Annotated in this window: 24 protein-coding genes; 10 read left to right on the top strand and 14 right to left on the bottom strand. The window is 66.9% G+C overall.

Going from position 1 to position 23,082, the window contains the following annotated elements:
- Positions 1-6: 6 nt before the first annotated feature.
- On the top strand, positions 7-1,671 hold the full coding sequence (locus OG326_RS17500; protein WP_327145702.1) for an FAD-binding dehydrogenase: 1,665 nt from the start codon (positions 7-9) through the stop codon (positions 1,669-1,671).
- A 45-nt stretch (positions 1,672-1,716) separates the two neighbouring features.
- Here the strand turns inward: OG326_RS17500 and OG326_RS17495 are convergent, their stop codons facing one another.
- Both OG326_RS17495 and OG326_RS17490 read right to left on the bottom strand, forming a co-directional pair.
- Complete coding sequence (locus OG326_RS17495; RefSeq protein ID WP_327145701.1) at positions 1,717-2,118, bottom strand: hypothetical protein; 402 nt, start codon at positions 2,116-2,118, stop codon at positions 1,717-1,719.
- A 336-nt stretch (positions 2,119-2,454) separates the two neighbouring features.
- Complete coding sequence (locus OG326_RS17490; protein ID WP_327145700.1) at positions 2,455-3,924, bottom strand: amino acid permease; 1,470 nt, start codon at positions 3,922-3,924, stop codon at positions 2,455-2,457.
- A gap of 183 nt (positions 3,925-4,107) precedes the next feature.
- Between OG326_RS17490 and OG326_RS17485 the strand changes: the two genes are divergently transcribed.
- On the top strand, positions 4,108-6,063 hold the full coding sequence (locus tag OG326_RS17485) for a gamma-glutamyltransferase family protein (protein ID WP_442791037.1): 1,956 nt from the start codon (positions 4,108-4,110) through the stop codon (positions 6,061-6,063).
- 96 nt (positions 6,064-6,159) lie between these two features.
- On the opposite strand, the gene OG326_RS17480 is transcribed toward OG326_RS17485, so the two are convergent.
- From OG326_RS17480 to OG326_RS17465, 4 genes are all read right to left on the bottom strand, one after another.
- Positions 6,160-6,792, bottom strand: a complete 633-nt coding sequence (locus OG326_RS17480; RefSeq protein ID WP_327145698.1) for a PH domain-containing protein — start codon at positions 6,790-6,792, stop codon at positions 6,160-6,162.
- 2 nt (positions 6,793-6,794) lie between these two features.
- Positions 6,795-7,274: a 6,7-dimethyl-8-ribityllumazine synthase gene (gene ribH, locus OG326_RS17475; protein ID WP_327145697.1), complete on the bottom strand. Its 480-nt coding sequence runs from the start codon at positions 7,272-7,274 to the stop codon at positions 6,795-6,797.
- A 27-nt stretch (positions 7,275-7,301) separates the two neighbouring features.
- Positions 7,302-8,561: a bifunctional 3,4-dihydroxy-2-butanone-4-phosphate synthase/GTP cyclohydrolase II gene (locus OG326_RS17470; protein ID WP_327145696.1), complete on the bottom strand. Its 1,260-nt coding sequence runs from the start codon at positions 8,559-8,561 to the stop codon at positions 7,302-7,304.
- Positions 8,562-8,658: 97 nt separating this feature from the next.
- A complete protein-coding gene (locus tag OG326_RS17465) occupies positions 8,659-9,285 on the bottom strand; it encodes a riboflavin synthase (RefSeq protein WP_327145695.1) in 627 nt (208 codons plus the stop codon).
- A gap of 585 nt (positions 9,286-9,870) precedes the next feature.
- Between OG326_RS17465 and OG326_RS17460 the strand changes: the two genes are divergently transcribed.
- On the top strand, positions 9,871-10,182 hold the full coding sequence (locus OG326_RS17460; RefSeq protein ID WP_327145694.1) for a hypothetical protein: 312 nt from the start codon (positions 9,871-9,873) through the stop codon (positions 10,180-10,182).
- Here OG326_RS17460 and rpe read toward each other — a convergent pair.
- Positions 10,168-10,833, bottom strand: a complete 666-nt coding sequence (gene rpe, locus OG326_RS17455) for a ribulose-phosphate 3-epimerase (RefSeq protein ID WP_327146510.1) — start codon at positions 10,831-10,833, stop codon at positions 10,168-10,170. The two genes, OG326_RS17460 and rpe, sit on opposite strands and share 15 nt — an antisense overlap.
- A 248-nt stretch (positions 10,834-11,081) precedes the next feature.
- On the opposite strand from rpe, the gene OG326_RS17450 reads away from it, so the two are divergent.
- The 3 genes from OG326_RS17450 to OG326_RS17440 all read left to right on the top strand — a co-directional run bounded on the left by OG326_RS17450 (position 11,082) and on the right by OG326_RS17440 (position 13,158).
- Positions 11,082-11,504 carry an anti-sigma factor gene (locus tag OG326_RS17450; protein WP_327145693.1) on the top strand — a complete coding sequence of 141 codons (423 nt, stop codon included), beginning with the start codon at positions 11,082-11,084 and terminating at the stop codon, positions 11,502-11,504.
- Positions 11,504-12,454, top strand: a complete 951-nt coding sequence (locus OG326_RS17445; RefSeq protein WP_327145692.1) for a SigB/SigF/SigG family RNA polymerase sigma factor — start codon at positions 11,504-11,506, stop codon at positions 12,452-12,454. The genes OG326_RS17450 and OG326_RS17445 overlap by 1 nt, the downstream gene beginning before the upstream one ends.
- Positions 12,455-12,546: 92 nt before the next feature.
- A complete protein-coding gene (locus OG326_RS17440; RefSeq protein WP_327145691.1) occupies positions 12,547-13,158 on the top strand; it encodes a hypothetical protein in 612 nt (203 codons plus the stop codon).
- A gap of 74 nt (positions 13,159-13,232) precedes the next feature.
- Here OG326_RS17440 and OG326_RS17435 read toward each other — a convergent pair whose 3' ends face one another.
- The 6 genes from OG326_RS17435 to OG326_RS17410 all read right to left on the bottom strand — a co-directional run bounded on the left by OG326_RS17435 (position 13,233) and on the right by OG326_RS17410 (position 19,721).
- Positions 13,233-14,684, bottom strand: coding sequence for an RsmB/NOP family class I SAM-dependent RNA methyltransferase (locus OG326_RS17435; protein ID WP_442791036.1), 1,452 nt, complete (start codon positions 14,682-14,684; stop codon positions 13,233-13,235).
- A gap of 866 nt (positions 14,685-15,550) precedes the next feature.
- On the bottom strand, positions 15,551-16,474 hold the full coding sequence (gene fmt, locus OG326_RS17430) for a methionyl-tRNA formyltransferase (protein WP_327145690.1): 924 nt from the start codon (positions 16,472-16,474) through the stop codon (positions 15,551-15,553).
- Positions 16,474-17,034, bottom strand: coding sequence for a peptide deformylase (gene def / locus OG326_RS17425; RefSeq protein ID WP_327145689.1), 561 nt, complete (start codon positions 17,032-17,034; stop codon positions 16,474-16,476). The genes fmt and def overlap by 1 nt, the downstream gene beginning before the upstream one ends.
- Before the next feature lie 85 nt (positions 17,035-17,119).
- Positions 17,120-18,121, bottom strand: a complete 1,002-nt coding sequence (locus tag OG326_RS17420) for an esterase/lipase family protein (protein WP_442790969.1) — start codon at positions 18,119-18,121, stop codon at positions 17,120-17,122.
- A gap of 81 nt (positions 18,122-18,202) precedes the next feature.
- Positions 18,203-18,910: a PadR family transcriptional regulator gene (locus OG326_RS17415; protein WP_327145688.1), complete on the bottom strand. Its 708-nt coding sequence runs from the start codon at positions 18,908-18,910 to the stop codon at positions 18,203-18,205.
- A gap of 115 nt (positions 18,911-19,025) precedes the next feature.
- Positions 19,026-19,721 carry an HAD family hydrolase gene (locus OG326_RS17410; RefSeq protein WP_327145687.1) on the bottom strand — a complete coding sequence of 232 codons (696 nt, stop codon included), beginning with the start codon at positions 19,719-19,721 and terminating at the stop codon, positions 19,026-19,028.
- Positions 19,722-19,807: 86 nt separating this feature from the next.
- Between OG326_RS17410 and OG326_RS17405 the strand changes: the two genes are divergently transcribed.
- Positions 19,808-20,608, top strand: a complete 801-nt coding sequence (locus OG326_RS17405) for an ABC transporter ATP-binding protein (RefSeq protein ID WP_327145686.1) — start codon at positions 19,808-19,810, stop codon at positions 20,606-20,608.
- 7 nt (positions 20,609-20,615) lie between these two features.
- Here OG326_RS17405 and OG326_RS17400 read toward each other — a convergent pair whose 3' ends face one another.
- Positions 20,616-21,188, bottom strand: a complete 573-nt coding sequence (locus OG326_RS17400; RefSeq protein WP_327145685.1) for a TetR/AcrR family transcriptional regulator — start codon at positions 21,186-21,188, stop codon at positions 20,616-20,618.
- A 78-nt stretch (positions 21,189-21,266) separates the two neighbouring features.
- Here OG326_RS17400 and OG326_RS17395 point away from each other — a divergent pair, with 78 nt between their 5' ends.
- Genes OG326_RS17395 through OG326_RS17385 form a run of 3 tightly spaced genes read left to right on the top strand, consistent with a single transcriptional unit; the run spans position 21,267 to position 23,046 of the window.
- Entirely contained in the window at positions 21,267-22,112 is an 846-nt protein-coding gene (locus OG326_RS17395) for an SDR family oxidoreductase (RefSeq protein ID WP_327145684.1), read from the top strand.
- Positions 22,113-22,163: 51 nt separating this feature from the next.
- Complete coding sequence (locus tag OG326_RS17390; RefSeq protein ID WP_327145683.1) at positions 22,164-22,595, top strand: hypothetical protein; 432 nt, start codon at positions 22,164-22,166, stop codon at positions 22,593-22,595.
- 10 nt (positions 22,596-22,605) lie between these two features.
- A complete protein-coding gene (locus OG326_RS17385) occupies positions 22,606-23,046 on the top strand; it encodes a MarR family winged helix-turn-helix transcriptional regulator (protein WP_327145682.1) in 441 nt (146 codons plus the stop codon).
- Positions 23,047-23,082: the final 36 nt, after the last annotated feature.

Genomic DNA, 23,082 nt, shown 5'->3' with positions numbered 1-23,082 from the left:
ATGGGCATGATCGAGAACCCGGATGTCATCGTCGTCGGCGCCGGTCTGGCCGGTCTCGTCGCCACGCACGAACTGGTCAAGGCGGGTCGCCGGGTACTGGTGGTGGATCAGGAGAACCGCGCCAACCTGGGCGGGCAGGCGTTCTGGTCGCTGGGCGGCCTGTTCTTCGTGGACAGTCCCGAACAGCGGCGACTGGGGGTGAAGGATTCCCTCGAGCTGGCCATGCAGGACTGGCTCGGCTCGGCCGGCTTCGACCGCGAGGACGAGGACCACTGGGGTCGCCAGTGGGCCAGGGCCTATGTCGAATTCGCCGCCGGGGAGAAACGGCAGTACCTGTACGACCTCGGGCTGCGGGTGACGCCGCTGGTCGGGTGGGCCGAACGCGGCGGTGAGTTCGCCGACGGCCACGGCAATTCCGTACCGCGCTTCCACCTCACCTGGGGCACCGGGCCGGAGGTGGTGCGGGTATTCCTGGAGCCGGTGCTCGCGGCCGAGAAGCGCGGGCAGGTCGGATTCGCCTTCCGGCACCGCGTCGACGAACTCGTGGTCACCGGGGAGGTCGTGACCGGCGTGCGCGGCAGTGTGCTCGAACCCTCCGATGCCGAACGCGGCGTGGCCTCGTCCCGGAATATCGTGAGCGAGTTCGAGATTGCCGCCCAGGCGGTCATCGTCACCTCGGGCGGCATCGGGCACAATCACGATCTCATTCGCGCCAACTGGCCGACGGATCGGCTGGGACCCTGCCCGGAGCATATGATTTCGGGTGTACCCGCCCATGTGGACGGGCGCATGCTCGGCATCACCGAGGCCGCCGGCGGGCGCATCGTGAACCGGGATCGCATGTGGCACTACACCGAAGGCATCCACAACTGGAACCCGGTCTGGCCCGATCACGCTATCCGCATCATTCCGGGGCCGTCCTCACTGTGGTTCGACGCCAATGGAAAGCGCATGCCCGCACCGTGTTTCCCGGGTTTCGACACCAACGCCACCATGAAGCAGATCCTGTCCACCGGCTACGACTACTCGTGGTTCATCCTCGATCAGTCGATCATCGAGAAGGAGTTCGCGCTCTCCGGATCGGAGCAGAACCCCGATATCACCGGCAAGGACCTGAAACTCACGCTCAAGAGCCGGGTCGCCAAGGGTGCGCCGGGCCCGGTAGAGGCGTTCAAGAAGCACGGCGTCGACTTCGTGGTGGCCGACAATCTCACGGATCTTGTTGCGGGCATGAACAAGATCGCGCGCGGGCCGCATCTGGACTTCGCCGATATCGAGCGCCAGGTGGTCGCCCGCGACCGCGATACCGAGCACAAGTTCAGCAAGGACGGCCAGCTCATGGCCATCGGCAATGCGCGGCGCTATCTCGGTGACAAGCTGGGCCGCGTCGCCACCCCGCACAAGATCCTGGATCCGGCGCACGGCCCGCTCATCGCGGTCCGGCTCAATATCCTGACCCGAAAGACCCTGGGCGGCTTGCAGACCAACCTCGACTCGCAGGTGATGCGCCCGGACGGCACCGCCTTCGAGGGCCTGTACGCGGCCGGTGAGGTCGCCGGCTTCGGCGGCGGCGGCGTACACGGCTACAACGCCCTGGAGGGCACGTTCCTGGGCGGCTGCATCTTCTCCGGCCGCGCCGCGGGCCGGGCCCTGGGCCGCACCCTGAAGTAGCGAGATCGGTTGCCGCCCAAGCTGTGCGCGGGCGGCAACCGACGCTCAGGCGGCTACGAACCAGTTGTAGCAGTCGCGGCGCAGCAGCAGCGCGAGCACGATGCCGGAGGCCATGACGCCGATGAGCACGCCGAACGGGCTTACCCCGGTGGGCATTTCAGTCGATACCAGCGTGAACACGCCGAAAAATGCCTGCATGCTGGCCAATCCCAGCGCGGCTACCCACACCCACGGTGCGCGCAGCCCGAAAAGCAGTGCCACACCGCCGGTCAGCCAGGCGGCGAGGAAATGCCCGGTGCTCCCCAGCACACCGTCCACGCCGTCCGGAATCGCCAGCAGGCCCTGCATGAACGCGAATCCCGTTGTGGCCAGCGCGGCGTACTGCGTTTCCCGCACCTTCACGGGCAGGGCGATCTCGGAACTATTACGACGAAAATTCCGGACCACACCGAGACATCTATCGAAAATCGTGACAGGAACACCGTTCCCCGCATGGGCCGGCGAGATTTCCACCTCATCGACCACAGCCGAATGCGAACTCACAGCACTCCTCATCGAGTAACCCCTGGTTGTGCGCCCCCTGCGAACGCACAGAACCAGACGCTAACCAAATGTTTCGGTGCTGGACAATCGAGTTCGCGAAGTTATGACCATGGCCACAGCGCATAGCACGCAGCGCAAACAGTGATCTCGAACACATAACGGCCGCACACGATTTCCGTGTGCGGCCGCTGTCGGTGCAGGTGAATCAGTAAATCTCAGTTTACCGCCGAAAGCCGGAAACTACTTGTCGTCCATCGGAATCGGCGGCAGCACCGGGAACTCGCCGGTGTAGCCGGCCCGCTCCTCGGCAATGGCCAGCACCCGCGGTTTGGCGAACTTCCACCCGATCATCAAGGCGGGCACGAGGAGTACGAGGCTGCCCACGGTCCAGGTGCCGACCGGATGATCGAAGGCCATGAGCACCAGCACGGCGAAAAGGAACACCAGGGTCGCGATGCCCGTATAGGGGGCGCCGAACATGCGGAACGCCGGACGCTCCGCGGTGCCCTGCTTCCACCACCACCACAGCTTCAACTGGCAGGCCACAATGGTGGCCCACGAGGCCAGAATGCCCAGCGAGGCCACATTCAGCACGATCTCGAAAGCCTCGTCGGGGACAACGTAATTGAGCCCCACACCGCACAGCGCGATGGCGCTGGTGAGCAGGATGCCGCCGTAGGGCACACCGGCGCCGGACATGCGCGCGGTGAACTTGGGCGCACTGCCGTTCATCGCCATCGAGCGCAGAATGCGCCCGGTCGAGTAGAGACCGGCGTTCAGACTCGAGAGCGCCGCGGTGAGCACCACGAAGTTCATGATCGAACCCATGTGCGCGACACCGAGTTTGCCGAAGAAGGTGACGAACGGGCTCTCCCCCGACTTGTACGCGGTGTAGGGCAGCAGCAGCGCCAGCAGGATCACCGAACCGCAGTAGAACAGCGCGATACGCACGATCACCGAATTGATGGCGCGCGGCATGATCTTCTCGGGGTTCTCGGTCTCACCCGCGGCGATGCCGACCATTTCGACTGCGGCATAGGCGAACACCACGCCCGAGGTGACCGTGATCAGCGGCAGGATGCCGGTGGGGAACCACCCGCCGGCATCGCTCACCATGCGCAATCCGGTGCTGTGGCCCTCGACCTGGAAGCGGCCGGCCAGGAAGACGGTGCCCACCACCAGGAAGGTGACCAGCGCGAGCACCTTGATCATGGCGGCCCAGAATTCCATCTCGCCGAACCACTTCACCGACGCCAGGTTGATGCCCAGCACGATGATCAGCGCGCCCAGGGCCAGAATCCATTGCGCGACAGGCTGGAACGGTCCCCAGTAGTGCAGATACGTTGCGACAGCGGTGGTATCGACAATGCCGGTCATGGACCAGTTCAGGAAGTACATCCACCCCGCGACGAAAGCTGCCTTCTCCCCGAAGAACTCGCGTGCATAGGAGACGAACGAGCCCGAGGACGGGCGATGCAGAACCAGCTCCCCCAGTGCCCGCAGAATGAAGAAGACGAAGACGCCACAGATCAGATAGACCAGGAACAGCGTCGGTCCCGCGGTGTGCAGGCGTCCGCCCGCACCGAGGAAAAGTCCGGTTCCGATGGCGCCACCGATGGCGATCATCTGCAACTGCCGTGGCTTGAGGGCCTTGTGATAGCCGCTGTCCTCGGCAGTGAGGTTTGTGGCCTGTGTCCGGATCTCGGTCATACGCCGGTTAACCCTCCGCAATCGTGTATTGGGCCGTCCGAGAGTACCTTGCGATCAGCTGCGAGCCGCATCGCCGCTCCGAGCTGGGAATGTACCTGTTCACCCGACAGAGCATTCCCAGTGTGGGGGGTTCAAACCCCGGTTCGCACCGAGCCCCGGCGTTAAGGTCCCTTCATGAGGCGCATGCGAAGGCATACCTGGAGCGGCGCCGGCGCCGCCCTGCTACTGCTGCTCGGCCTGGCCACCGCCTGCTCGTCCGATTCGGGCGCACCGCAGGCGGCCTGTACCAGCTCGCCCAACGGCACGCCGCTCAGCGCGGCCACGGGCAGCGGCCCCACCAGCACAAATCTGAGTCTGAACCCCGAGATCGCGACGGGCTATCGCACCGGGATGAAACCGGTGCACACCAATACCTTCGCCGTCTCCACCGCCAATCCCGTGGCGACCGAGGCGGCTTGCGCGGTATTGCGCGACGGCGGGACGGCCGCGGACGCGCTCATCGTGGCGCAGACCGTGCTCGGTCTGGTGGAGCCGCAGGCCACCGGAATCGGCGGCGGCGCGTTCCTGCTCTACTACGACGCGACGACCAAGCAGATCGACGCCTATGACGGCCGCGAAACCGCGCCGCAGGCCGCCACGCAGGACTATCTGCGCTGGATCAGCGATACCGACCGCACCACACCGCAACCCACCGCGCGGGCCAGCGGACGGTCCATCGGCACTCCGGGCGTCCTGCGGCTGCTCGAACTCGAACACAACGACCATGGCAGGCAACCTTGGCGCGACCTGTTCGCCCCGGCCATTTCCATGGCCGATCAGGGGTTCGTGATCGGGCCGCGCATGGCGAGTCAAATCGCCGACTCCGCTGCCGATCTCGCACGGGACGAGAACTCGCGCCATTACTTCCTGCGGGCCGACGGGACCGCCAAGCCCGCCGGGACCACACTGACCAACCCGGCCATCGGCAAGGTCCTCTCGGCGATAGCCACCGACGGCCCCGACGCCTTCTACAAGGGAGCGGTGGCCGCCGATATCGTCGACGCCATCGCCACCAGCTCGGGCGGGCGCACGCCGGGACTGACCTCACTCGCGGATCTTGCTGCGTACCAGGCGAAGAAGCGCACGGTGGTGTGCTCGCCGTATCGCACGCACGAGATCTGCGGTATGCCGAATCCGTCCTCGGGCGGTCTGGCCGTCGAGGCCACCCTGGGCATCCTGTCGAACTTCGACCTGTCCGCCATGAAGCCGACCGATGCCACCGGCGATAGCGATACAGCCCGCAATGGCGGCAAGCCGACGGCCGCGGCCGTGCATCTCATCTCCGAGGCCGAGCGTCTGGCCTATGCCGATCGCGACAAGTACGTCGCCGACTCGGATTTCATTCCGCTGCCGGGCAATTCGCCGCAGGCGCTGCTGAATCCGGACTACCTGAAGCAGCGCGCGAGCCTCATCGACCCGAACCACAGCATGGGCACCGCACAGCCCGGTGACTTCGGACCGGTGCCGCTCGGCAGCGGTCCGCAGCAACCCGAGCACGGCACCAGCCATATCTCGATCATTGACAAGTACGGCAATGCCGCATCCATGACCACCACGGTGGAATCCGCGTTCGGCGCCTTCCATATGGTGGACGGCATTGTGCTGAACAATCAGCTGACCGACTTCTCGGCGGAACCGCTGGACAAAGCCGGTGTGCCCGTTGCCAATCGCATCGATCCGGGCAAGCGGCCGCGCAGTTCGATGGCCCCGACGCTGGTCTTCGATCGCGCCGCCGACGGTTCGCGCGGGCCGCTCACCTATGTCACCGGCTCGCCCGGCGGCGGGGTCATCATCCAGTTCGTGGTGAAAACACTGGTGGCCCTGCTGGATTGGGGTCTGGATCCGCAACAGGCGGTGTCGATGGTGGACTTCGGGGCGGCCAACTCCCCGGTGACGGGCGTGGGCGGTGAGCATCCGGCGATCGATGCCGGCGATCACGGCGATCACGACCCGCTCGTACAGCGATTACGCCAGCTGGGTCATCAGGTTTCGGTGGACCCGCAATCCAGCGGCCTGTCCGCACTGGTCCGGGACGGAAACGGCTGGACCGGCGGCGCGGATCCGCGCCGCGAGGGCATTGTCCTCGGGGATACGCACTAGAGCGGGAAATTCACACCGAAGCCGGAAAGCACTGCTGCCCATCACCTCTCAGGTGATGGGCAGCGAGTTTGTCAGCGGCAGTGTGATGCCGGTACTTCAGGCGGGATTGCCCGCGGTGTATTTGGCGCCCAGCTCGCGAAAGCGATCCATGGCGGCGGCCGCACGCAACTTGTCGTTGGTGCGGATGGCCATCATGGGCACGTATTCATCGTGCACCAATTCCAGTCGCGCCCAGGACTTCTTGTCCGCGAATGAAATGCCGCGAATATCCTGCCAGCCGAACTCATTGTCGCCGAGGATGTTCCGGACGACGACACCCTGTTTGCCGACGCGCACCCGGGGCCGGGTGAGCATCAGCACCGAACCCGCCAGCAGCAGGCCGAACAGGATGAGCGCCAGCTGATCGGCCAGCCGGAAATTCACACCGGTCGAACCCGTCCGCATGAAGATGCCGCCCACGGCGAACGCCAGAAACAGCACCGCCGCGATGATCCGGGAGGTCATGATCGCGTGCTGCGGCCGCACCTCGAGATCCCACTGCGCACCGGATGGCGCGGGGCCGTCGGTCTCCTCGCCTTCGGGAGTCGACTTCGATTGCACCCCGGACACTTCGGCGCCAGACACTTCGGATTCACCGGCCTTCGATTGGGCGGACGCCGCGGACGTATCGGGCGTGCGGCGCGGTTCCTCCGCCCCGCCATCCCGTTTCCAGATCCGGACGACAGGCATGACTAGACGGTCTGACGCAGGTCGCGCAGGGTCAGCGCGGCATCCAGGGCAGCGGCCGAGGCCTGCTCCCCCTTGTTCTCCACCGAACCGGGCAGACCCGCGCGGTCGAGGGCCTCCTGCTCGGTATTGACGGTGAGCACGCCATTGGTGACCGGGGTGCCCTCATCCAGCGACACCCGGGTGAGACCGGCGGTGACCGAATCGCATACGTACTCGAAATGCGGTGTGCCACCACGGATCACGACGCCCAGCGCGACCACCGCATCATGCGTGCGGGCCAGCGCCTGCGCCACCACCGGCAGCTCCATGGCGCCCGCCACGCGGACCACGGTGATATCGCCGACCCCGGCCTCACGCGCCGTCTTCTCCGCGTTCGCCACCAGGGCGTCGCAGATGGTGGTGTGCCAGCGCGACGCGACAATGCCAAGTTTGAGGTCCTTGGCATCGGCGAGCTCGAACGTGGGTACGCCCGTGCCGCTCATCGGTTTCCGCCCTTCTCGATCATCGGTTCAGTTCGCGGTTTCGCCGAGATCCAGATCGTCCAGGCCGACCAGATCGTGACCCATACGATCCCGCTTGGTGCGCAGGTAGTGCAGGTTGTGCGAATTGGCGCGAACCGGCATCTGCACCCGCTCGGTAATGCTCAGACCGTAGCCCTCGATGCCCGCGCGCTTATCCGGATTATTGGTCAGCAGCCGCATGGAGGTGATGCCCAGATCCACCAGAATCTGTGCGCCGGTGCCGTAGTCGCGCGCATCGGCGGGCTGGCCGATGGCGATATTGGCGTCGTAGGTGTCGAGCTGCTGCTCGTCCTGCACCTGGTAGGCCTGCAGCTTGTGCATGAGGCCGATGCCGCGGCCCTCGTGCCCGCGCATGTACAGCACCACGCCGCGGCCCTCATCGGAGACCAGCTTCAGCGCGGCATTCAGCTGCGGACCGCAATCGCAGCGCAGCGAGCCGAACACATCACCGGTCAGGCATTCGGAGTGCACGCGCACCAGCACGTCCTCACCCTTGCCGTCGGCGCCGACGATATCGCCCAGGACCAGCGCGACATGCTCGGAATCGTCGTATTCGCTCTCGTAGCCGATGGCCTTGAAGTCACCGAACTCGGTGGGGATGCGGGCCTCGGCGACGCGGCGGACATGCTTTTCGTTCTTACGCCGCCAGGAGATCATGTCGGCGATGCAGATGAGCGCCAGATCGTGTTCGTCGGCGAAGACGCGCAGCTCCTCGGTGCGCGCCATATCGCCTTCGTTCTTCTGGCTGACGATCTCGCAGATGACGCCGGCGGGGCTGAGCCCGGCCATGCGCGCCAGATCCACGGCGGCCTCGGTGTGCCCGGCGCGGCGCAGCACGCCACCGTCCTTGGCGCGCAACGGGACCACATGCCCCGGACGGGTCAGATCATCGGACTTGGAGGCGCGATCGGCGAGCACCCGCATAGTGGTGGCGCGATCGGCGGCCGAGATACCGGTGGAGATGTTCTCGCGGGCATCCACGGAGACGGTGTAGGCGGTGCCGTGCTTGTCCTGATTGACCGCGTACATCGGCGGCAGGCCCAGGCGGTCGCAGTCCTCGCCGGTGAGCGGCACACAGATGTAGCCGGAGGTGTAGCGGATCATGAAGGCCACCAGCTCGGGTGTCGCCTTCTCCGCTGCGAAGATGAGGTCGCCCTCGTTCTCCCGGCTCTCGTCGTCGACGACGACAACGGCCTTACCGGCTGCGATGTCGGCGACTGCGCGCTCGATGGTGTCGAACCTGGTCACGTCTGTTGTGCTCCATCTCGAATTAGGTGCCTACCTACAGTAAGCCAGCGTCCAATTTGCGACGCCTCCGGCGTCACTGTGGTCATCAGCGCTGTAGTCATCCGCGCTGGACGAGTCGCTCGACGTACTTGGCGATCACATCCACCTCCAGGTTCACGGTCGTACCGGCGGGCGCGGACCCGAGCGTGGTGAGCGCACGCGTGGTGGGGATCAGCGATACCTCGAACCAGTCCTTGCTGCCGTCGGCCGCCGCCTCAGCGGCGAGGCCGAGACCGGAGACGGTCAGCGAAATGCCGTCGACGGTGATGGAGCCCTTCTCGACGACGTAGCGGGCGATGCTGTCGGGCAGCGAGATTCGCACCACCTCCCAGTTCTCCGAGGGGGTGCGCGAGAGCACGGTGCCGGTGCCGTCCACATGGCCCTGCACGATATGACCGCCGAGGCGGCTGCTGACGGCGGCGGCGCGTTCCAGATTCACCCTGGAACCGACCGCGAGGCCGCCGATGCTGGAGCGGTCGAGCGTCTCGGCCATGACATCCACGGTGAAGACGTCGCCGGCGACCTGCTGGTCCACCACGGTCAGGCAGACGCCGTTGACCGCGATCGAATCACCGTGTCCGGCATCGGAGGTCACCAGCGGGCCGCGAATGGTGAGGCGGGCCGCATCGGCCAGTTGCTCTGTGGCGACGATCTCGCCCAGCTCCTCGACGATGCCTGTGAACATGCCCTGCCTCTCCCTGTCACCTAGGGCCACGTACCGGGCCCTCCGCTTGCGCCAACAGCCCGGACCACCGGCGGTATTCCCGATGGGCGCGGGTCCACCACCAGCCTAACGACGCCGGGTCGTAGACGACATGCGGCCTACTTCACTGGTGGGTTCGGTACCGCTGGACGCCGCGGGAGGGTAGAAGCCGACCTGGAGTGGGCGAATTCGCCGAATTGGGCAGGATATCCAATTGAAAATTCGGAATTTCCCAGTTCTGCGAATTGTCCACCGGGGCGCAATCAATCCGCCCTACCCAATTCACGACTCGCTCACACCAGAATCTTGCGCATCGGCGGAAATGGACGCAATATTGTTATGCAGCTGATTCCTACCGTTCAACTTCTCCGCGAGCAGTCCGTCCCTCGCGGGTCGGATCCAGGTGGACTACAACACAATTGGGAGTGCAGCGTGACCACGCTTCTCGATACCACGCTCGAAGTTCGCTGCGTACAGTACCGGCGCGAATTTCATCTGCCGGCATCGATCGATCCGACGTCACGACACATATTACTCGAGATAGGCAGCCGTTACGGAGCCATCACAATGCCCGCCGATCTAGGCGAAAGAGTGCAAAAGCGACTCGCGCAGGCCGATCTGGCCGGGCCGGTCGTCCACCACCCGCGCGCACGGCGCTGGACCTTCATCACCGGTCCGGTCCGGCCGGACACCCTCGGCGCCTCGGTCGCCGCCGCGCTGTTCCGGGCCTACGCCACCGTCGCCTGCGCGGGCGCCCAGGTCGTGCTCCCGTCCGCCGATGACGAACGGACGGGATACCGCACCTGGATTCAGCCGCCGGAGACGGTCAGCTCGGTGCCGCCGATGGAATCGGTGGTCGAGGCGCTACTTCGCCGCTGAGGCTTCCACCGCGATGACCCGCTGCCGCAGGGCTTCCACGGTGGCAGCGGGGTCGGCGGTGCCGTACACGGCGGAACCGGCGACAAAGCAATCGATACCGGCCTCGGCGGCCTGCTCGATGGTGTTCATATTGATGCCGCCGTCGATCTCCACCACCAGGCGCAGCTCACCCGCATCGACCAGGCGGCGCACCGTGCGCGCCTTGTCGAGCACCTCGGCAATGAAGGACTGCCCGCCGAAGCCGGGCTCGACACTCATGACCAGCAGGGTGTCGAACTCGCGCAGGATCTCCAGGTACGGCTCGATCGGGGTGCCGGGCTTGACCGACAGCCCTGCCTTCGCACCCGCCGCGCGGATATCGCGCGCCACGGCGATCGGATTGTCGGTGGCCTCGGCATGGAAGGTGACGTTGTACGCGCCCGCCTCCGCATAGCCCGGCGCCCAGCGCTCGGGATTGTCGATCATGAGGTGGCAGTCCAGCGGAATGTCGGTGACCCGCAACAGACTTTCCACCACCGGCAGACCCAGGGTCAGGTTCGGGACGAAGTGGTTGTCCATGACATCCACGTGCACCCAGTCGGCGCCCTCGATGGCCTTCACCTCGTCACCGAGTCGCGCGAAATCGGCGGACAGGATGGACGGCGCGATCATGGGCGCGGGCCGCGCGAAGGGGGAGGAAGGAGTGCACACACGCGGCAGTCTAACGGGACCGCCGCCGCTCGATCGACGATACCGAGGCCACCGATGGACGAGAGCGGCAATGCCCGGTCTCGGTACCGAGGCCACCGATGGACGAGAGCGGCAATGCCCGGTCTCGGTACGGTCGCGAGCTACGCACGAGCCGGCGATCGCGGCGAATGCGCTGATTGCCGCGCGAAGGAATGGGTAGCCTAGTGCAGGTGATCAACATTTCGGCGGAGCAAGGGCTGCGGGCCACACCGGTCGAGATCGGTGTTGCCGCCTCCGTCTCCCAGTTGCCCATCGTGCGCGGACTCGCCGAAACCCTGGTGTTGCTCAGCGAATTCACCCTCGACGAAGTCGCCGATATCCGCCTCGCCGTCGACGAGGCGGCCTCCACCGTCATCGCGCTGGCCGTACCCGGTACGACGCTGCAGTGTGTGTTCACTGTGGGCGATACGGATTTGGTGGTACGGGTCAGCGGTGTGGCCAAGGCCGAGGGGCTGCCGGATCAGCGCAGCTTCGGCTGGCATGTGCTGCGCACCCTCTCCGATGAGGTCACCGCCGCACAGGGTGAGTTCGACTCCGCAATCTCCGGATACCCGACGACGGTTGAGTTCCGGCGGGTCCGGGGGAAGGCGTAGTGGCCGACGAGGACATCGTGTTCGTATCCCCCGAAGAAACGCAGCCCGGCTCGCCCGAAAACAGCACTGCCGCCGAGACACCCGAGAACGGCACGGCCCCCGAGAACGAGGCAGCCGCCGAATCCGAGGACGCCGCCGACGAGACCGTCGATGCCGAGGAAGCCGAGGAACTCGCCGAGGAGGTCGCGCGCAGCGGCTCCGGATACGACGATGTGTCGGCCCTGTTCGAGCAGCTGGCGGGCACCGATCCGACATCTCCGCGGCGCACCGCGCTGCGCGGTGAGCTGATCAACCGCTGTATCCCGCTGGCGGACCACATCGCTCGCAAATTCTCCGGACGCGGCGAGCCGTTCGACGATCTCACCCAGGTGGCGCGCGTGGGCCTGGTGCACGCGGTGGATCGGTTCGATGTCAGCCGGGGCTCCAACTTCCTGTCCTTCGCGGTGCCGACCATCATGGGCGAGGTCCGCCGGTACTTCCGCGACAACACCTGGGCCATGCGAGTTCCGCGGCGGGTCAAGGAGACTCATCTACGCATCGGCTCGGCCATCGACGCGCTCTCGCAGCAGCTGGGCCGCTCCCCCACCGCCAAGGAGATCGCCGCCCAGCTGGGCATCGACGCGGACGAGGTGACCCAGGCCGTCATCGCCGGGAACGCCTACCAGCCCGCCTCGATCGACGCGGTGTCCGTCGGCCGCGATACCGAGGCCTCGCTGCTGGACACCCTCGGCGAGGAGGAATCGCAGTTCGATCGGGTCGAGGAGTACGTGGCGATCCGGCCGCTGCTGGCCGGACTGCCCGAGCGGGAGCGGCGCATTCTCACCATGCGGTTCTTCGAATCCATGACGCAGACGCAGATCGCCCAGCAGATGGGGATCTCACAGATGCACGTCTCCCGGATTCTGGCGAAAACCCTTGCCCGCCTGCGGGAGCAGACGACACGCGAATAGTTCGGCGGCCCCGCCCGTTATGGGCTTGCCAGGCACTCGCACCGGTGCGACGATCAACGTCTCTCGGCACGTACCGCAATCGGGCGGGACACATGACGCAGCACCGCGATCAGCACATTGTGAACCAGATCGACCAGCTCGTGAGTGAGCAGCTGGCCGACGGGGAACCGCACACCGGTTACGACTACGGCGATCCGGATTTTCCGCGCTGCCCGCATCCCTGGTGCGATGAGGAGTGGCACGGACTGCCGATCACCACGCGGATGGCCGAAATGCGCTGGCGCGGTGAGGTGGATCCCGGCTATCGGTATCCGGACGACACGTCCGCGGTGCTCTGCCCGGGTTCCGAGGACGCCGGCGATTTCACGCCCGCCGACAAATTCCGGGCGCTGGCGCAGCTGCGGCAGTCGGTCTCGGTATCGCGCACGGTGCAGCGGATTCGAGCCGACGCGCAGTGGTGGTGCTGTTTCCACATTGCCGACCTGTCCATCAGCTCCGTGGTGGTGCGCGGTGGCGGATCACCGCAGCGGTTTCTCCAGATCAACGGTGAGACAGTCGAATTGGTGCCCGATGCCGACGGCACCTGCATGCTCGGCCGCACCGATCGCGGATCGGACGCCGGCGCGCGACCGCAGTGGATGGCCATCCACTGCCGCCAGGCGCCGCGCGCGGGCGTGTGGGTGTCCTGGCGGCCGACGCCCTGACAGGTGAGGTCCGCACCGATCGGGTGCGGACCTCATTCGGTCCTGTGCCGCTTTACGCGAGGGCCTATACCGCGTTACGCGAGTGGCTTGCGCAGGGCGGCGACGAACATGGCGTCGGTGCCGTGCCGGTGCGGCCACAGCTGTGCGGCGGGACCGTCACCGAGATCGGGGACGCCGGGCAGCAGTTCGCGGGAATCGAGCTGCTCCGCGCCGGTGCGGCGGACCATATCGGACACCACCGATACCGTCTCCGCCAGATGCGGGGAGCAGGTCGAGTACACGACCACGCCACCGGGGCGCACCAAATCCCATGCGGCGGAGAGCAATTCACGCTGCAACTTCACCAGGTCGCCCACATCGGACGGCTGACGACGCCAGCGCGCCTCCGGGCGACGGCGCAGCGCGCCCAGGCCCGTGCAGGGGGCATCGACCAGAACGCGGTCGTACCCCGGAGCCAGACCGCTGTCGCGACCGTCGGCGATGTGAATATCGACCGGCATGCCGCGGGTCGACTGGCGGACCAGTTCGGCGCGATGTTCGGCGGGCTCCACCGCATCGATGCGGAAGCCGTCGATATCGGCGATCGCACCCAGCAGCGCGGCCTTGCCACCCGGTCCGGCGCACAGGTCCAGCCAGCGGCCGCCGTCCGGGCCCTCGAGGGGTGCACGCGTAAGGGCCAGGGCGACAAGCTGACTGCCCTCGTCCTGCACACCGGCCAGGCCGTCGCGGACCGGTTCCAGTTTGCCCGGATCACCACTGTCCAGATACACGGCGTACGGCGACCAGCGCCCTTCCTCGCCGCCGGTCACCAGGGCCAGCTCCTCGGCGCTCATTTCGCCGGGACGCGCCACCAGATGCACGATCGGACGGGCATCATCGGCCGCGAGCACCTCACGCAGCTCACCGGCCCGCTCGCCCAGCGCATCCGCGAACGCCTGCGCGATCCACACCGGATGCGCGAACTCGAAGGCCATCTGCCCCAGCGGATCCTTCGGCGCCAGCGCCTCGACCCACTGCTCGGCCGACCGCTCCGCCACCCGCCGCAGCACCGCATTCACGAAACCGGCTCGCCCGATACCGAATTCGGCCCGCACCAGCGCCACCGAGGTATCCACCGCGGCATGCGCCCCGATGCGAGTCCGCAGCAATTGATACGCGCCCAACCGCAGGGCATCCAGCAGCGGCCCGTCGATCTCATCGACCGGCCGCCCCGCCCCCGCCGCGATCACCGCATCGAGCAACCCCAGCGACCGCGCCGACCCATAGGTCAACTCCGTGGCCAGCGCCGCATCCCGCCCACTGATCTTCCGCTCCCGAAGCAGCCCCGGCAGCACAAGATTCGCATAGGCGTCCCGCTCCCGCACCGCCCGCAATACATCCCGCGCGACAACACGCACCGGATCCAACCCCTGCGCGGCCTCCGCACCCCGATCCCCGCGATCCCCGTGCTTACCGGCAGCAGTGGTCCGCTTCGAGTCACCCTTGGCCGCAACCCGCCCCCGAGTGTCCTTGCCGCGACTGACCACACCGGAGCTCCGACGCTGATCCGCCTGCGCCCCAGCCGATTCCCGCTCACCGCCCCGGCGATCACTCCCACTCGACTGCGCGCCGGCACCACCCGCACTCTGAGTTCCAGCGCCACGGGCAGCGTCGAACTGCTGCTGATTCCCTTGCGCCGCAGCTGATTTGCGCTGGCCACCCGCCGCGGACCGTGGGCCACCCTTGCCTACGGCGCGTGCCTCGCCGCTGCGAGCGGAGTCATTGTGAGCAAGCCCGGAATGGTCCCGATCAGAGGATCGCTGACCGGCAGCGGAAGTGCTCCGATCGGCGCGTGGCGCAGCGGAACCCGTCGGCTCAGTCCGGCGGTGCTGATCACCCTGCGTCGCAGAGTGTTCGCGGTCACCACGACTGTCGTCGGCGGCCCCGCGAACGGCGCTGGTCCGAGGTCCGCGCGCGGCGGCACTGCGGCCCGCGGCAGTGGACGCACCGCTACTGCCGGTGTGGGCCGGGCGCGATTCGGAGTCGCTGCGGCCACGCTCGCCGGTGGTCTTGCGGGAGTCCGTGTTTGCCGCGCGGGCGGTGTCCGGCTTCGGGCGCCAGTCGCGGCGCGGCAGTTTGGCGGCGGGCTTGGCGGCGGGCTTGGCGTCGCGGCGGTCGCCGGTGGCGGGGCGCCCGGCACTGGTGCGCGAGTCGCCGCTGTCCGCGCTCTTACGCGGGCGGCCGGAGTCAGCGTCGCCGCGGCGGCGGTCGCCGGTGGCGGGACGGGCTCCGGTGTTGGTGCGGGAGCGGTCGTTCGCGGTGCGCGCGGTGTCTTTGCGCGGGCCGCGGGACTGCCCGGTGGCGGGCTTGTCTCGGCGGTCGTCGCCGGTGCCCTCTCCCCGATCGGGGCGGGTCATTCGACCACCGCGCCGGGCTGGAGGCGGGCGCCGCGGGCCCAGTCTAGGGCTGGCATCATGCGTTTTCCTTGGGGTTGCACCTCGATGAGGCGGACGGCTGTGGTGGCGGTGCCGATGAAGACGCCCGACTTGCGGACCTCGATCTCGCGTTCGGGGAGGGTCTCCTCCACCATCTCGATCGGGCCGAGCTTGAGACGTTTACCGTCGACCTCCGTCCACGCGCCCGGATTCGGGGTGACCGCGCGGATTCGGCGAGAGATGGCCAGGGCGGGCTCATCCCAGCGGATGTGACCCGCTTCCGCCTCCACCTTGGAGGCGTACGAAATGCCCTCCAGTGGTTGCGGAACCGCGTGCAGGGCACCGGCTTCCACCCCGTCGAGGGTGGATTCCAGCAGGTGCGCACCGCTTTCGGCAAGGCGCTCGAGCAGGATGCCGGAGGTATCGGTGGCGCGCACGACCTCGGTCACGGTGCCGAAGACCGGACCGGTGTCGAGGCCCTTCTCGATGAGGAAGGTGGAGGCGCCGGTGATCTCGTCACCGGCGAGAACGGCCGCCTGCACCGGCGCCGCGCCGCGCCAGGCGGGCAGCAGCGAGAAGTGCAGATTGATCCAGCCGTGCCGCGGAATCTCGAGCACCCGCTCGGGCAGCAGCGCGCCGTAGGCGACCACCGGACAGCAGTCCGGCGCCAATTCGGTCAGCTGCTCGATGAATTCGGGCTCCGACGGCCGCTTCGGGGTGAACACCGGAATGCCGTGCTCGTCCGCGAGCAGCCCGATGGGTGAGCGGGTGACCTTGCGGCCACGCCCGGCGACCGCATCGGGACGGGTCACCACGGCCACCACCTCGTGGTTCGCGGATTCGATGAGCCGGCGCAGCGACGGCACCGCCGGTTCGGGGGTGCCGGCAAAAACCAGGCGCATCAATTGCTCCGTTCCCGGGCGCGACGGCCCCCACCGATTTCCGATGCGGGCAGCACGGTGATCCCCCGGGAGAACCAGGACGATTCACGCAGTGTGCGCATCGCTTCCTTGCGAACCTCGGGCGCCAGCCGCTGCAGGAACAGCACACCGTCCAAGTGGTCGGTCTCATGCTGCACGCACCGGGCCAGCAGGCCCTCGGCGCGGAATTCGACCGGGGTTCCGTCCATATCGACACCGCGCGCGATCAGCGTATGCGCGCGCACGACGTCCTCCCGCACGCCGGGGATGGACAGGCAGCCTTCGGGCCCGGTCTGCGTCTGCTCACCGACCACCTCGAACACCGGGTTGATCAAATGTCCCTGGGCATCCCCGGTGTCGTAGACGAACACACGTAACCCGACCCCGATCTGCGGGGCCGCCATGCCGACGCCCCCGCTTTCGTACATGGTGTCGACGAGGTCGGTCACCAGCTGGCGCACCTGGGGATCGAACGTCTCGACCTCCGCCGCGCGAGCGCGCAGGATCGGATCGCCGAACAGGCGGACAGGCTGGATGGTCACGGGCAACTCCCGGTGCGAATGAATGCGGTCGTCTCATTTTACGGATAAGACGAAGCCGCCACGCCACGCACCGGGCTGAGGCGGCTTACGAATGTGCGGCCAGCACCACATCGCTGATGCCGGTGCCCAGCGCGACGGCGGTGCAGGTGGGCTGCACGGCATGCGCGGGATCGAGGACATTGAGCACCATCTGCTGCACATACGGGTCGTAGACCATGTGGAAGTGCCCGGTCAGATCGGTCGAGCACATATCCTGCAGCACCAGATTGGTGGCGCCCTCCCCGTGTAGCGCGATATTGGCGAACGGCTGGATCATCTCGTCCACGCGGCTGCCGATTGTCGTGTATCGCACACCGGGGACGGTGTCACCGCCCGCATTGAGATCCTTGATGAAGGGCGAGCCGGCCGCCTGCTGGATCGCGGCGAGCGAGGTGGCCTGCTGCACGACCTCGTAGAGCACCGGGGCTCTATCGGCCACCGGCACGAGCCCGTACATGATGCCGCCGTAACTGGGCGAGGCCATGCCGACCCACTGGCCGACCTTGGGCGCACCACCCAGTTTGTTGATGTAGTAGCGAGTGACGCTGGCGCCCTGCGAGAATCCGACCATATCGACCTGTGCGGCTCCGGTGGCGGCGAGCACCTGATCGACGAAATCGCCGATCTGCGCGGAACTTTCCCAGACGTCCTCGGTGCCGAAGCTGTCACCGCCGACCTTGCCGCCGTAGTTCAGCGCGAAAACGCAGAAACCGGCCTGTGCGAGCACGGGACTCAGCGCCGACCAGTCGGAATAGGCCGAGGAGTCGGTGCCGTGCGCGAGCACGATCGGACGCGGGTGGTCGGCATTCGGCTTGCAGCCGAAGTCATTCGACCCCGCCGGCGCCGCGTCCGGATGTTCTTTGAGATACCGGGCCGCTGCCAGATGTTCGGTCTGCGGCGGCCCGGCTTGGCTGGGCACCTCGATCGGCCGTAGCGCGGGCGCGGCCGCGGCCACCCCGGTTTCCCACGGTGTCGCGCCGACACCCGCGATAATCCCCAGCATCATGACCCCGACCGGTGCGACGCTGCGCAACAGCGGCTTTCGCATCCGACTCGACCGAATTCCCATAGAGGAATGATCTCTTGTGAAGAGTCACAACGCACACCAAGTCGCGGTGTTGCGCACCCACTACTTTTCGGGTGTGTCGTCTTCGGCGAGGATCCGGTAGAGCGACCGGCGGGCCTCGGTGAGAATCTCGGCCGCCTTGGCTGCCTGATCGGGTGTGCCGACCGAAGCGACCTGTGCGACCGCACCCATCAGCTGACCGATCAGACCACGCAGATCGAGTGCCTGATCGCCGACGCCGTCCTTGACGTCCTGCCAGGGATCGCCCAGATCGGCGCGATTCTCCTCGAGGTAGGCGGTGCCGGCCTCGGTGAGCTTGGCGGTCTTACGACCGGCCACCTTCTCGATAATGACCAGACCCTCGTCCTCGAGCTGTGCCAGCGCGGGGTAGATGGAACCCGGGCTGGGACGCCAGACGTCCTGGCTGCGCTCGCGGATCTGCTGGATCAGCTCGTAGCCGTGCATGGGCCGGTCCTCCAGTAGCAGGAGGATGGCCGCGCGCACATCGCCACGACGTCCGCGTCCACCGCGACCACGTCCACGGCCGAGGGGTCCGGCGCTGAAGCCGCCCGGGCCGAAGCCGCCGGGACCGAAGTCCGGGCCGAAGCCACGACCGTGGCCGTGCCGGTGCGGGCCGTGCTCGCCGCGGGGACCACGTTCACCGAACGGGCCGCCGCCACCACGTCGCATCCGCGGATGTTCGGGGCCCTGCTGCTCTTCCGAGCGCAGTCGCCGCCAGGGCCCGCGGCCCCTGTTGTCAAAGTTCTCCATGTTTTCCATGGTGTGCTCCTAAAGGTTCGTCGTTGTACTTGACGTTATCGACGATATATCGACAAACTATCGAGAGCAAGTGTGTCTTGGGACACAAACTTGCCAGTCGGGATCTTTAGGAAGGTACGGAGATCAGTCCACGCTCGAGGAGAATGTCCCGCAGGGCGGTCCGGCGATCCGCGGTGGAAATCGGCTCGACCAGGGCGAACTCACAGCCGAGAGCCGTGGCGCCGCCGTCCGCCTCGACACTGTCGCCGATCATCAGAGCGTTCTCGGCCGCCACGCCGAGCGCCGCGAGCGCGGATTCGAAGATGCGCGGATCGGGCTTCATGGCGCCGATTTCGAAGGAGAGGGCGAAATCGCCGATATATCGATCCCAGCCGCGGCTGGTGAACGCCGGGCGGATGTCCCAGGCGATATTGCTGACCACGGCCACCGGCACACCACGTTCCTGCAGCGCCTGGAAAACCTCGCCGGCATCGGGATAGGGCGACCACGCCTGCCAGTCGAGCATGCGCTCGTAGAGCTGTTTCGCCGGCACCTCGGGCACGCCCGAGCGCTCGAGCACCTGCAGATAGGCGATGCGATGCAGAGCGGGGTCGAGATCCCTTCGGTCCCAGGCGTATTGACCCGCCTCGTCGAAATCGACGAACTGCTCCACGGGCGCGGTCATGGCGCGCATGATCGCGGCGACCTCGTGCGCATCGAGCGGCCTGCCGTCCGCGTCGGTCAGATCTATCGCCCAGAGTTCCGAGTCCTCCAATCGGAAAACCGTGCCGGAGAAGTCGAAGAGAACCGCCTCGATCGCCATATCGCCAGACTACACAGCAGATTTTCAGCTATTTCTGTGCTCAAAACCACTCCTCAACTTGTCTGAGGAGTTGCTATCGTGGGCGTATGAACGACTTCCCGGTGCTCCAGGTCGATGCGGTCGATGTCGTGCGGGACGGAAACGCTCTCCTGCAAGCGGTTTCACTCACGGTACGGTCGGGTGAGCACTGGGCGCTGCTGGGGCCGAACGGTGCGGGCAAGACGACTCTGCTGCGCATGCTCGGGGCCTTCGAACATCCCACCCGGGGCACGGTCGAGGTGCTCGGCAAACGACTCGGTCGCGTCGATATGCGCGAATTGCGCACCGCCATCGGGCATGTCGACCCGCGTCATGCGCCGCGCAGCCCGCTCACGGTGCACGAGGTCGTGCTCACCGGGATCACCAATACCGCCGAGCTGGTGCCGCGCTGGCAGCCGTCCGCCGAGCAGTTCGCCGAGGCCGAGCGCCTGATCGAGCTGCTCGGGCTCTCGCACCGCCACGACGCACCCTGGCCGATCCTGTCGCAGGGGCAGCGCGGGCGCGCGCTCATCGCCCGGGCGCTCATGCCCAATCCGCGCCTGCTGCTGCTCGACGAACCGGCGACCGGCCTGGATCTCGCTGGGCGCGAACAACTTCTGGAACGGCTCGACATCCTGCAGCGCGCGCATCCGGAGCTGGCCTCGGTGCTGGTGACGCACCACCTCGAGGAGCTGCCGCCGGGCACCACCCACGCCATGCTGCTGCGCGACGGGCAAGCGCTGGTGAGCGGCACCGTCGATGACGTGGTGACCACCGAATACATCAGTGCCGCTTTCGATCACCCGGTGCGAATCGTGCGCGAGGACGGCCGCTGGAGTGTGCGCGCGGCGCAGCCGGCACATCGCTGAGCGGCGCTCACGCCAGCGAGCCGATCCATCGCTGTAGTCGCGCACCCTCCGCCGCCATCATGTCCGGATCACGGAAAGTATTGGTGAGCAGCGAGATTCCCTGATACGAGGCCAGCAGGGCGACCGCGAGCTCCCGGGCGTCCGCGCGCCCCATGGCCGCGAACTGCCGCTCGATCCAGGTCAGCAGCTCCCCCATCACCGCCGCCATTTCCCGGTCGAGCCCGTCGGCGCGCTTGTCCAGCTCGGTCGCGAGAGTGCCGGAGGGACAGCCGAATCGGGCGGCGAGATCACGCTGCCCCACCCAGCCCTGCACCAGCGCCTCGAGACGCTCGGCCGGGGCCTCCAGCTGCTCCAGCGCCGGGAGGATCTCGTGCAGGCTGCGCGCATGCGCGCCGATCGCCGCCTGGACCAGCTGATCCTTGGTCTTGAAGTAGTAGTAGACGTTCCCCACGGGAACCTCCGCGACCCGCGCGATATCGGCGATGGTCGTTTTCTCCACGCCCTGCTCGTGGAATACCTTGGCGGCCGCATCGGCCAGGCGCTCCCGCTTCCCCGCTCCGCGAGCCACTGAGTTAGTCATACAACTAACTATAGACAACCTGCCGAGAGATGGTCTACGGTTCTTCTTAGTCAGCCAACTAACTCAGGAGTGAGACACATGATCGTGGTAACCGGCGCAACGGGCAATGTCGGCAGTGTTGTGGTGCGACTGCTCACCGAAGCGGGCGAGAAGGTCATCGCCGTATCGCGGGGCGAGAAGCCGGTGGATCTACCGGAGGGTGTCGAGCATCGCCGCGGCGATTTGGGCGATCTCGATAGCCTCGCGACGGCGGTGACCGGGGCGGATACGCTGTTCCTGCTCATTACCGGCGAGCAGCTGGTGACCGGGCCGGATCCGGAGGAACTGCTCGACACCGTTGCCGCACAGGGCATTCGGCGGGTGGTGTTCCTGTCGTCGCAGGGCGCGGTGACGCGGCCCGAAAGTCCGGCGTACGCCAGGACGATCGCGTTCGAAAAGGCCCTGGCGGCTTCGGATCTGAAGTGGACAGCGGTGCGCCCCGGCGGGTTCGCCAGCAATACCTTCGCCTGGATCGAACCGGTGCGCACCGGCCGGATGATCCCGGCGCCGTTCGGCGATATCGGACTGCCGGTGGTGGCGCCGTTCGATATCGCCGCAGTGGTGGCGGCCGCACTCAGGGAGGACGGGCACAACGGGCAGGTGTACACACTGACCGGCCCGGCGGTCATCACGCCGCGCGAACAGGCCGAGGCGGTGGCGGCGGCCTTCGGCGAGCCGCTGCGATTTGTCGAACTGACATCGGACCAGGCCCGGTCCAACATGCTCCGGTTCATGCCGGAATCCGTTGTGGATCACACACTTCTGATCCTCGGCGAACCGACTCCGGAGGAGCAGACGGTGAGCCCTGATGTCGAACGCGTGCTCGGCCGGCCGGCGACCAGCTACGCCGACTGGGCGAGGTACGTCATCGGCGCCTTCCGCTGAAGAGGAAATCGGCCATTGCAGATTTAGTACGCTTACGCTTATCGTCTGTTCATGCGTATTAAATCAGCACCCTTCTCCGAAGGCACCGTCCTGATGCCGTGGAATCCCGGCCCGCACCACGACATTTCCGGGGAGGTGTTCGTCAGCGTGACGGACTTCCTGGCGGAATCGGACGAGGAGGCCCGCACGATCTACGAAACCGGCTTCGAACTGGGCCGCACCTGGCCGGTCATGCAGGGCGCGGTCGGACTCTGGCTGTGGGGCAGGCCCGCCGAGCGACGCGGTGGATCCATCTCGGTCTGGGAGTCGGAGCAGGATATGCGGCGCTTCGTGCGCTGGCCCGTGCACACCGAGATCGTGCGAGCCTGGCGCGGGCGGGTCGGCATCGGCGTCGACTCGTGGCGGGCGGAGCACTTCGATCCGGACGAAGTTCTCACCCGCGCGGGCGACACCATCGAGCAACCACACCGGAGGGCCGCATAATCTTGTCCGCATGACGACACACCGCCCGGATCTGGCAGCGATGCTCGCGCCGCTCGCCCGTGCACTGATGGCGGCCGAGCAGCCGGTCCTCGATGCGCACGGTCTGAGCATGTGGGCGTATGTCGTGCTGCTGCACCTGCACGAGGGGCCCGCACGCGGACAGGGTGTCCTCGCACAGGAGATCGGCGCGGACAAGACCCGCATCATCGCGGTGCTGGACGATCTGCAGGAGCGTGGCCTGATCGAACGCGATCCGGACCCCGCCGACCGCCGAGCCCGGGTGCTCACCCTGACTCCGGCGGGGCGGCGGTTGCGGGACGCGACGCAGGCCGATATCCAGGCTCGGGAGAATCGGTTGCTGGACAGACTGCCCGCGGCCGACCGGCAGGGATTCCTCAATGCCCTGAGCACCCTGGCCGCCCTGCCGCGCCAGGAGATCACGGGCGACTGATACGACTATCGACAGGACTTTTGCTGCGGCACAGCG

Source organism: Nocardia sp. NBC_01327 (assembly GCF_035958815.1).
Lineage (GTDB): Bacteria > Actinomycetota > Actinomycetes > Mycobacteriales > Mycobacteriaceae > Nocardia.
Note: the sequence above shows the minus strand (reverse complement) of the source record. Positions and strands in the feature narration are given on the sequence as shown.

What these genes read in the sequence shown, in the direction of transcription:
- OG326_RS17500 (WP_327145702.1), top strand. Translation starts at nt 7, where the DNA reads ATGATCGAGAACCCGGATGTCATCGTCGTCGGCGCCGGTCTGGCCGGT.
- OG326_RS17490 (WP_327145700.1), bottom strand. Translation starts at nt 3,924, where the DNA reads ATGACCGAGATCCGGACACAGGCCACAAACCTCACTGCCGAGGACAGC.
- OG326_RS17485 (WP_442791037.1), top strand. Translation starts at nt 4,108, where the DNA reads ATGCGAAGGCATACCTGGAGCGGCGCCGGCGCCGCCCTGCTACTGCTG.
- OG326_RS17480 (WP_327145698.1), bottom strand. Translation starts at nt 6,792, where the DNA reads ATGCCTGTCGTCCGGATCTGGAAACGGGATGGCGGGGCGGAGGAACCG.
- ribH (WP_327145697.1), bottom strand. Translation starts at nt 7,274, where the DNA reads ATGAGCGGCACGGGCGTACCCACGTTCGAGCTCGCCGATGCCAAGGAC.
- OG326_RS17465 (WP_327145695.1), bottom strand. Translation starts at nt 9,285, where the DNA reads ATGTTCACAGGCATCGTCGAGGAGCTGGGCGAGATCGTCGCCACAGAG.
- OG326_RS17460 (WP_327145694.1), top strand. Translation starts at nt 9,871, where the DNA reads ATGCCCGCCGATCTAGGCGAAAGAGTGCAAAAGCGACTCGCGCAGGCC.
- rpe (WP_327146510.1), bottom strand. Translation starts at nt 10,833, where the DNA reads ATGATCGCGCCGTCCATCCTGTCCGCCGATTTCGCGCGACTCGGTGAC.
- OG326_RS17440 (WP_327145691.1), top strand. Translation starts at nt 12,547, where the DNA reads ATGACGCAGCACCGCGATCAGCACATTGTGAACCAGATCGACCAGCTC.
- fmt (WP_327145690.1), bottom strand. Translation starts at nt 16,474, where the DNA reads ATGCGCCTGGTTTTTGCCGGCACCCCCGAACCGGCGGTGCCGTCGCTG.
- OG326_RS17420 (WP_442790969.1), bottom strand. Translation starts at nt 18,121, where the DNA reads ATGCGAAAGCCGCTGTTGCGCAGCGTCGCACCGGTCGGGGTCATGATG.
- OG326_RS17415 (WP_327145688.1), bottom strand. Translation starts at nt 18,910, where the DNA reads ATGGAGAACTTTGACAACAGGGGCCGCGGGCCCTGGCGGCGACTGCGC.
- OG326_RS17410 (WP_327145687.1), bottom strand. Translation starts at nt 19,721, where the DNA reads ATGGCGATCGAGGCGGTTCTCTTCGACTTCTCCGGCACGGTTTTCCGA.
- OG326_RS17405 (WP_327145686.1), top strand. Translation starts at nt 19,808, where the DNA reads ATGAACGACTTCCCGGTGCTCCAGGTCGATGCGGTCGATGTCGTGCGG.
- OG326_RS17400 (WP_327145685.1), bottom strand. Translation starts at nt 21,188, where the DNA reads ATGACTAACTCAGTGGCTCGCGGAGCGGGGAAGCGGGAGCGCCTGGCC.
- OG326_RS17395 (WP_327145684.1), top strand. Translation starts at nt 21,267, where the DNA reads ATGATCGTGGTAACCGGCGCAACGGGCAATGTCGGCAGTGTTGTGGTG.
- OG326_RS17390 (WP_327145683.1), top strand. Translation starts at nt 22,164, where the DNA reads ATGCGTATTAAATCAGCACCCTTCTCCGAAGGCACCGTCCTGATGCCG.
- OG326_RS17385 (WP_327145682.1), top strand. Translation starts at nt 22,606, where the DNA reads ATGACGACACACCGCCCGGATCTGGCAGCGATGCTCGCGCCGCTCGCC.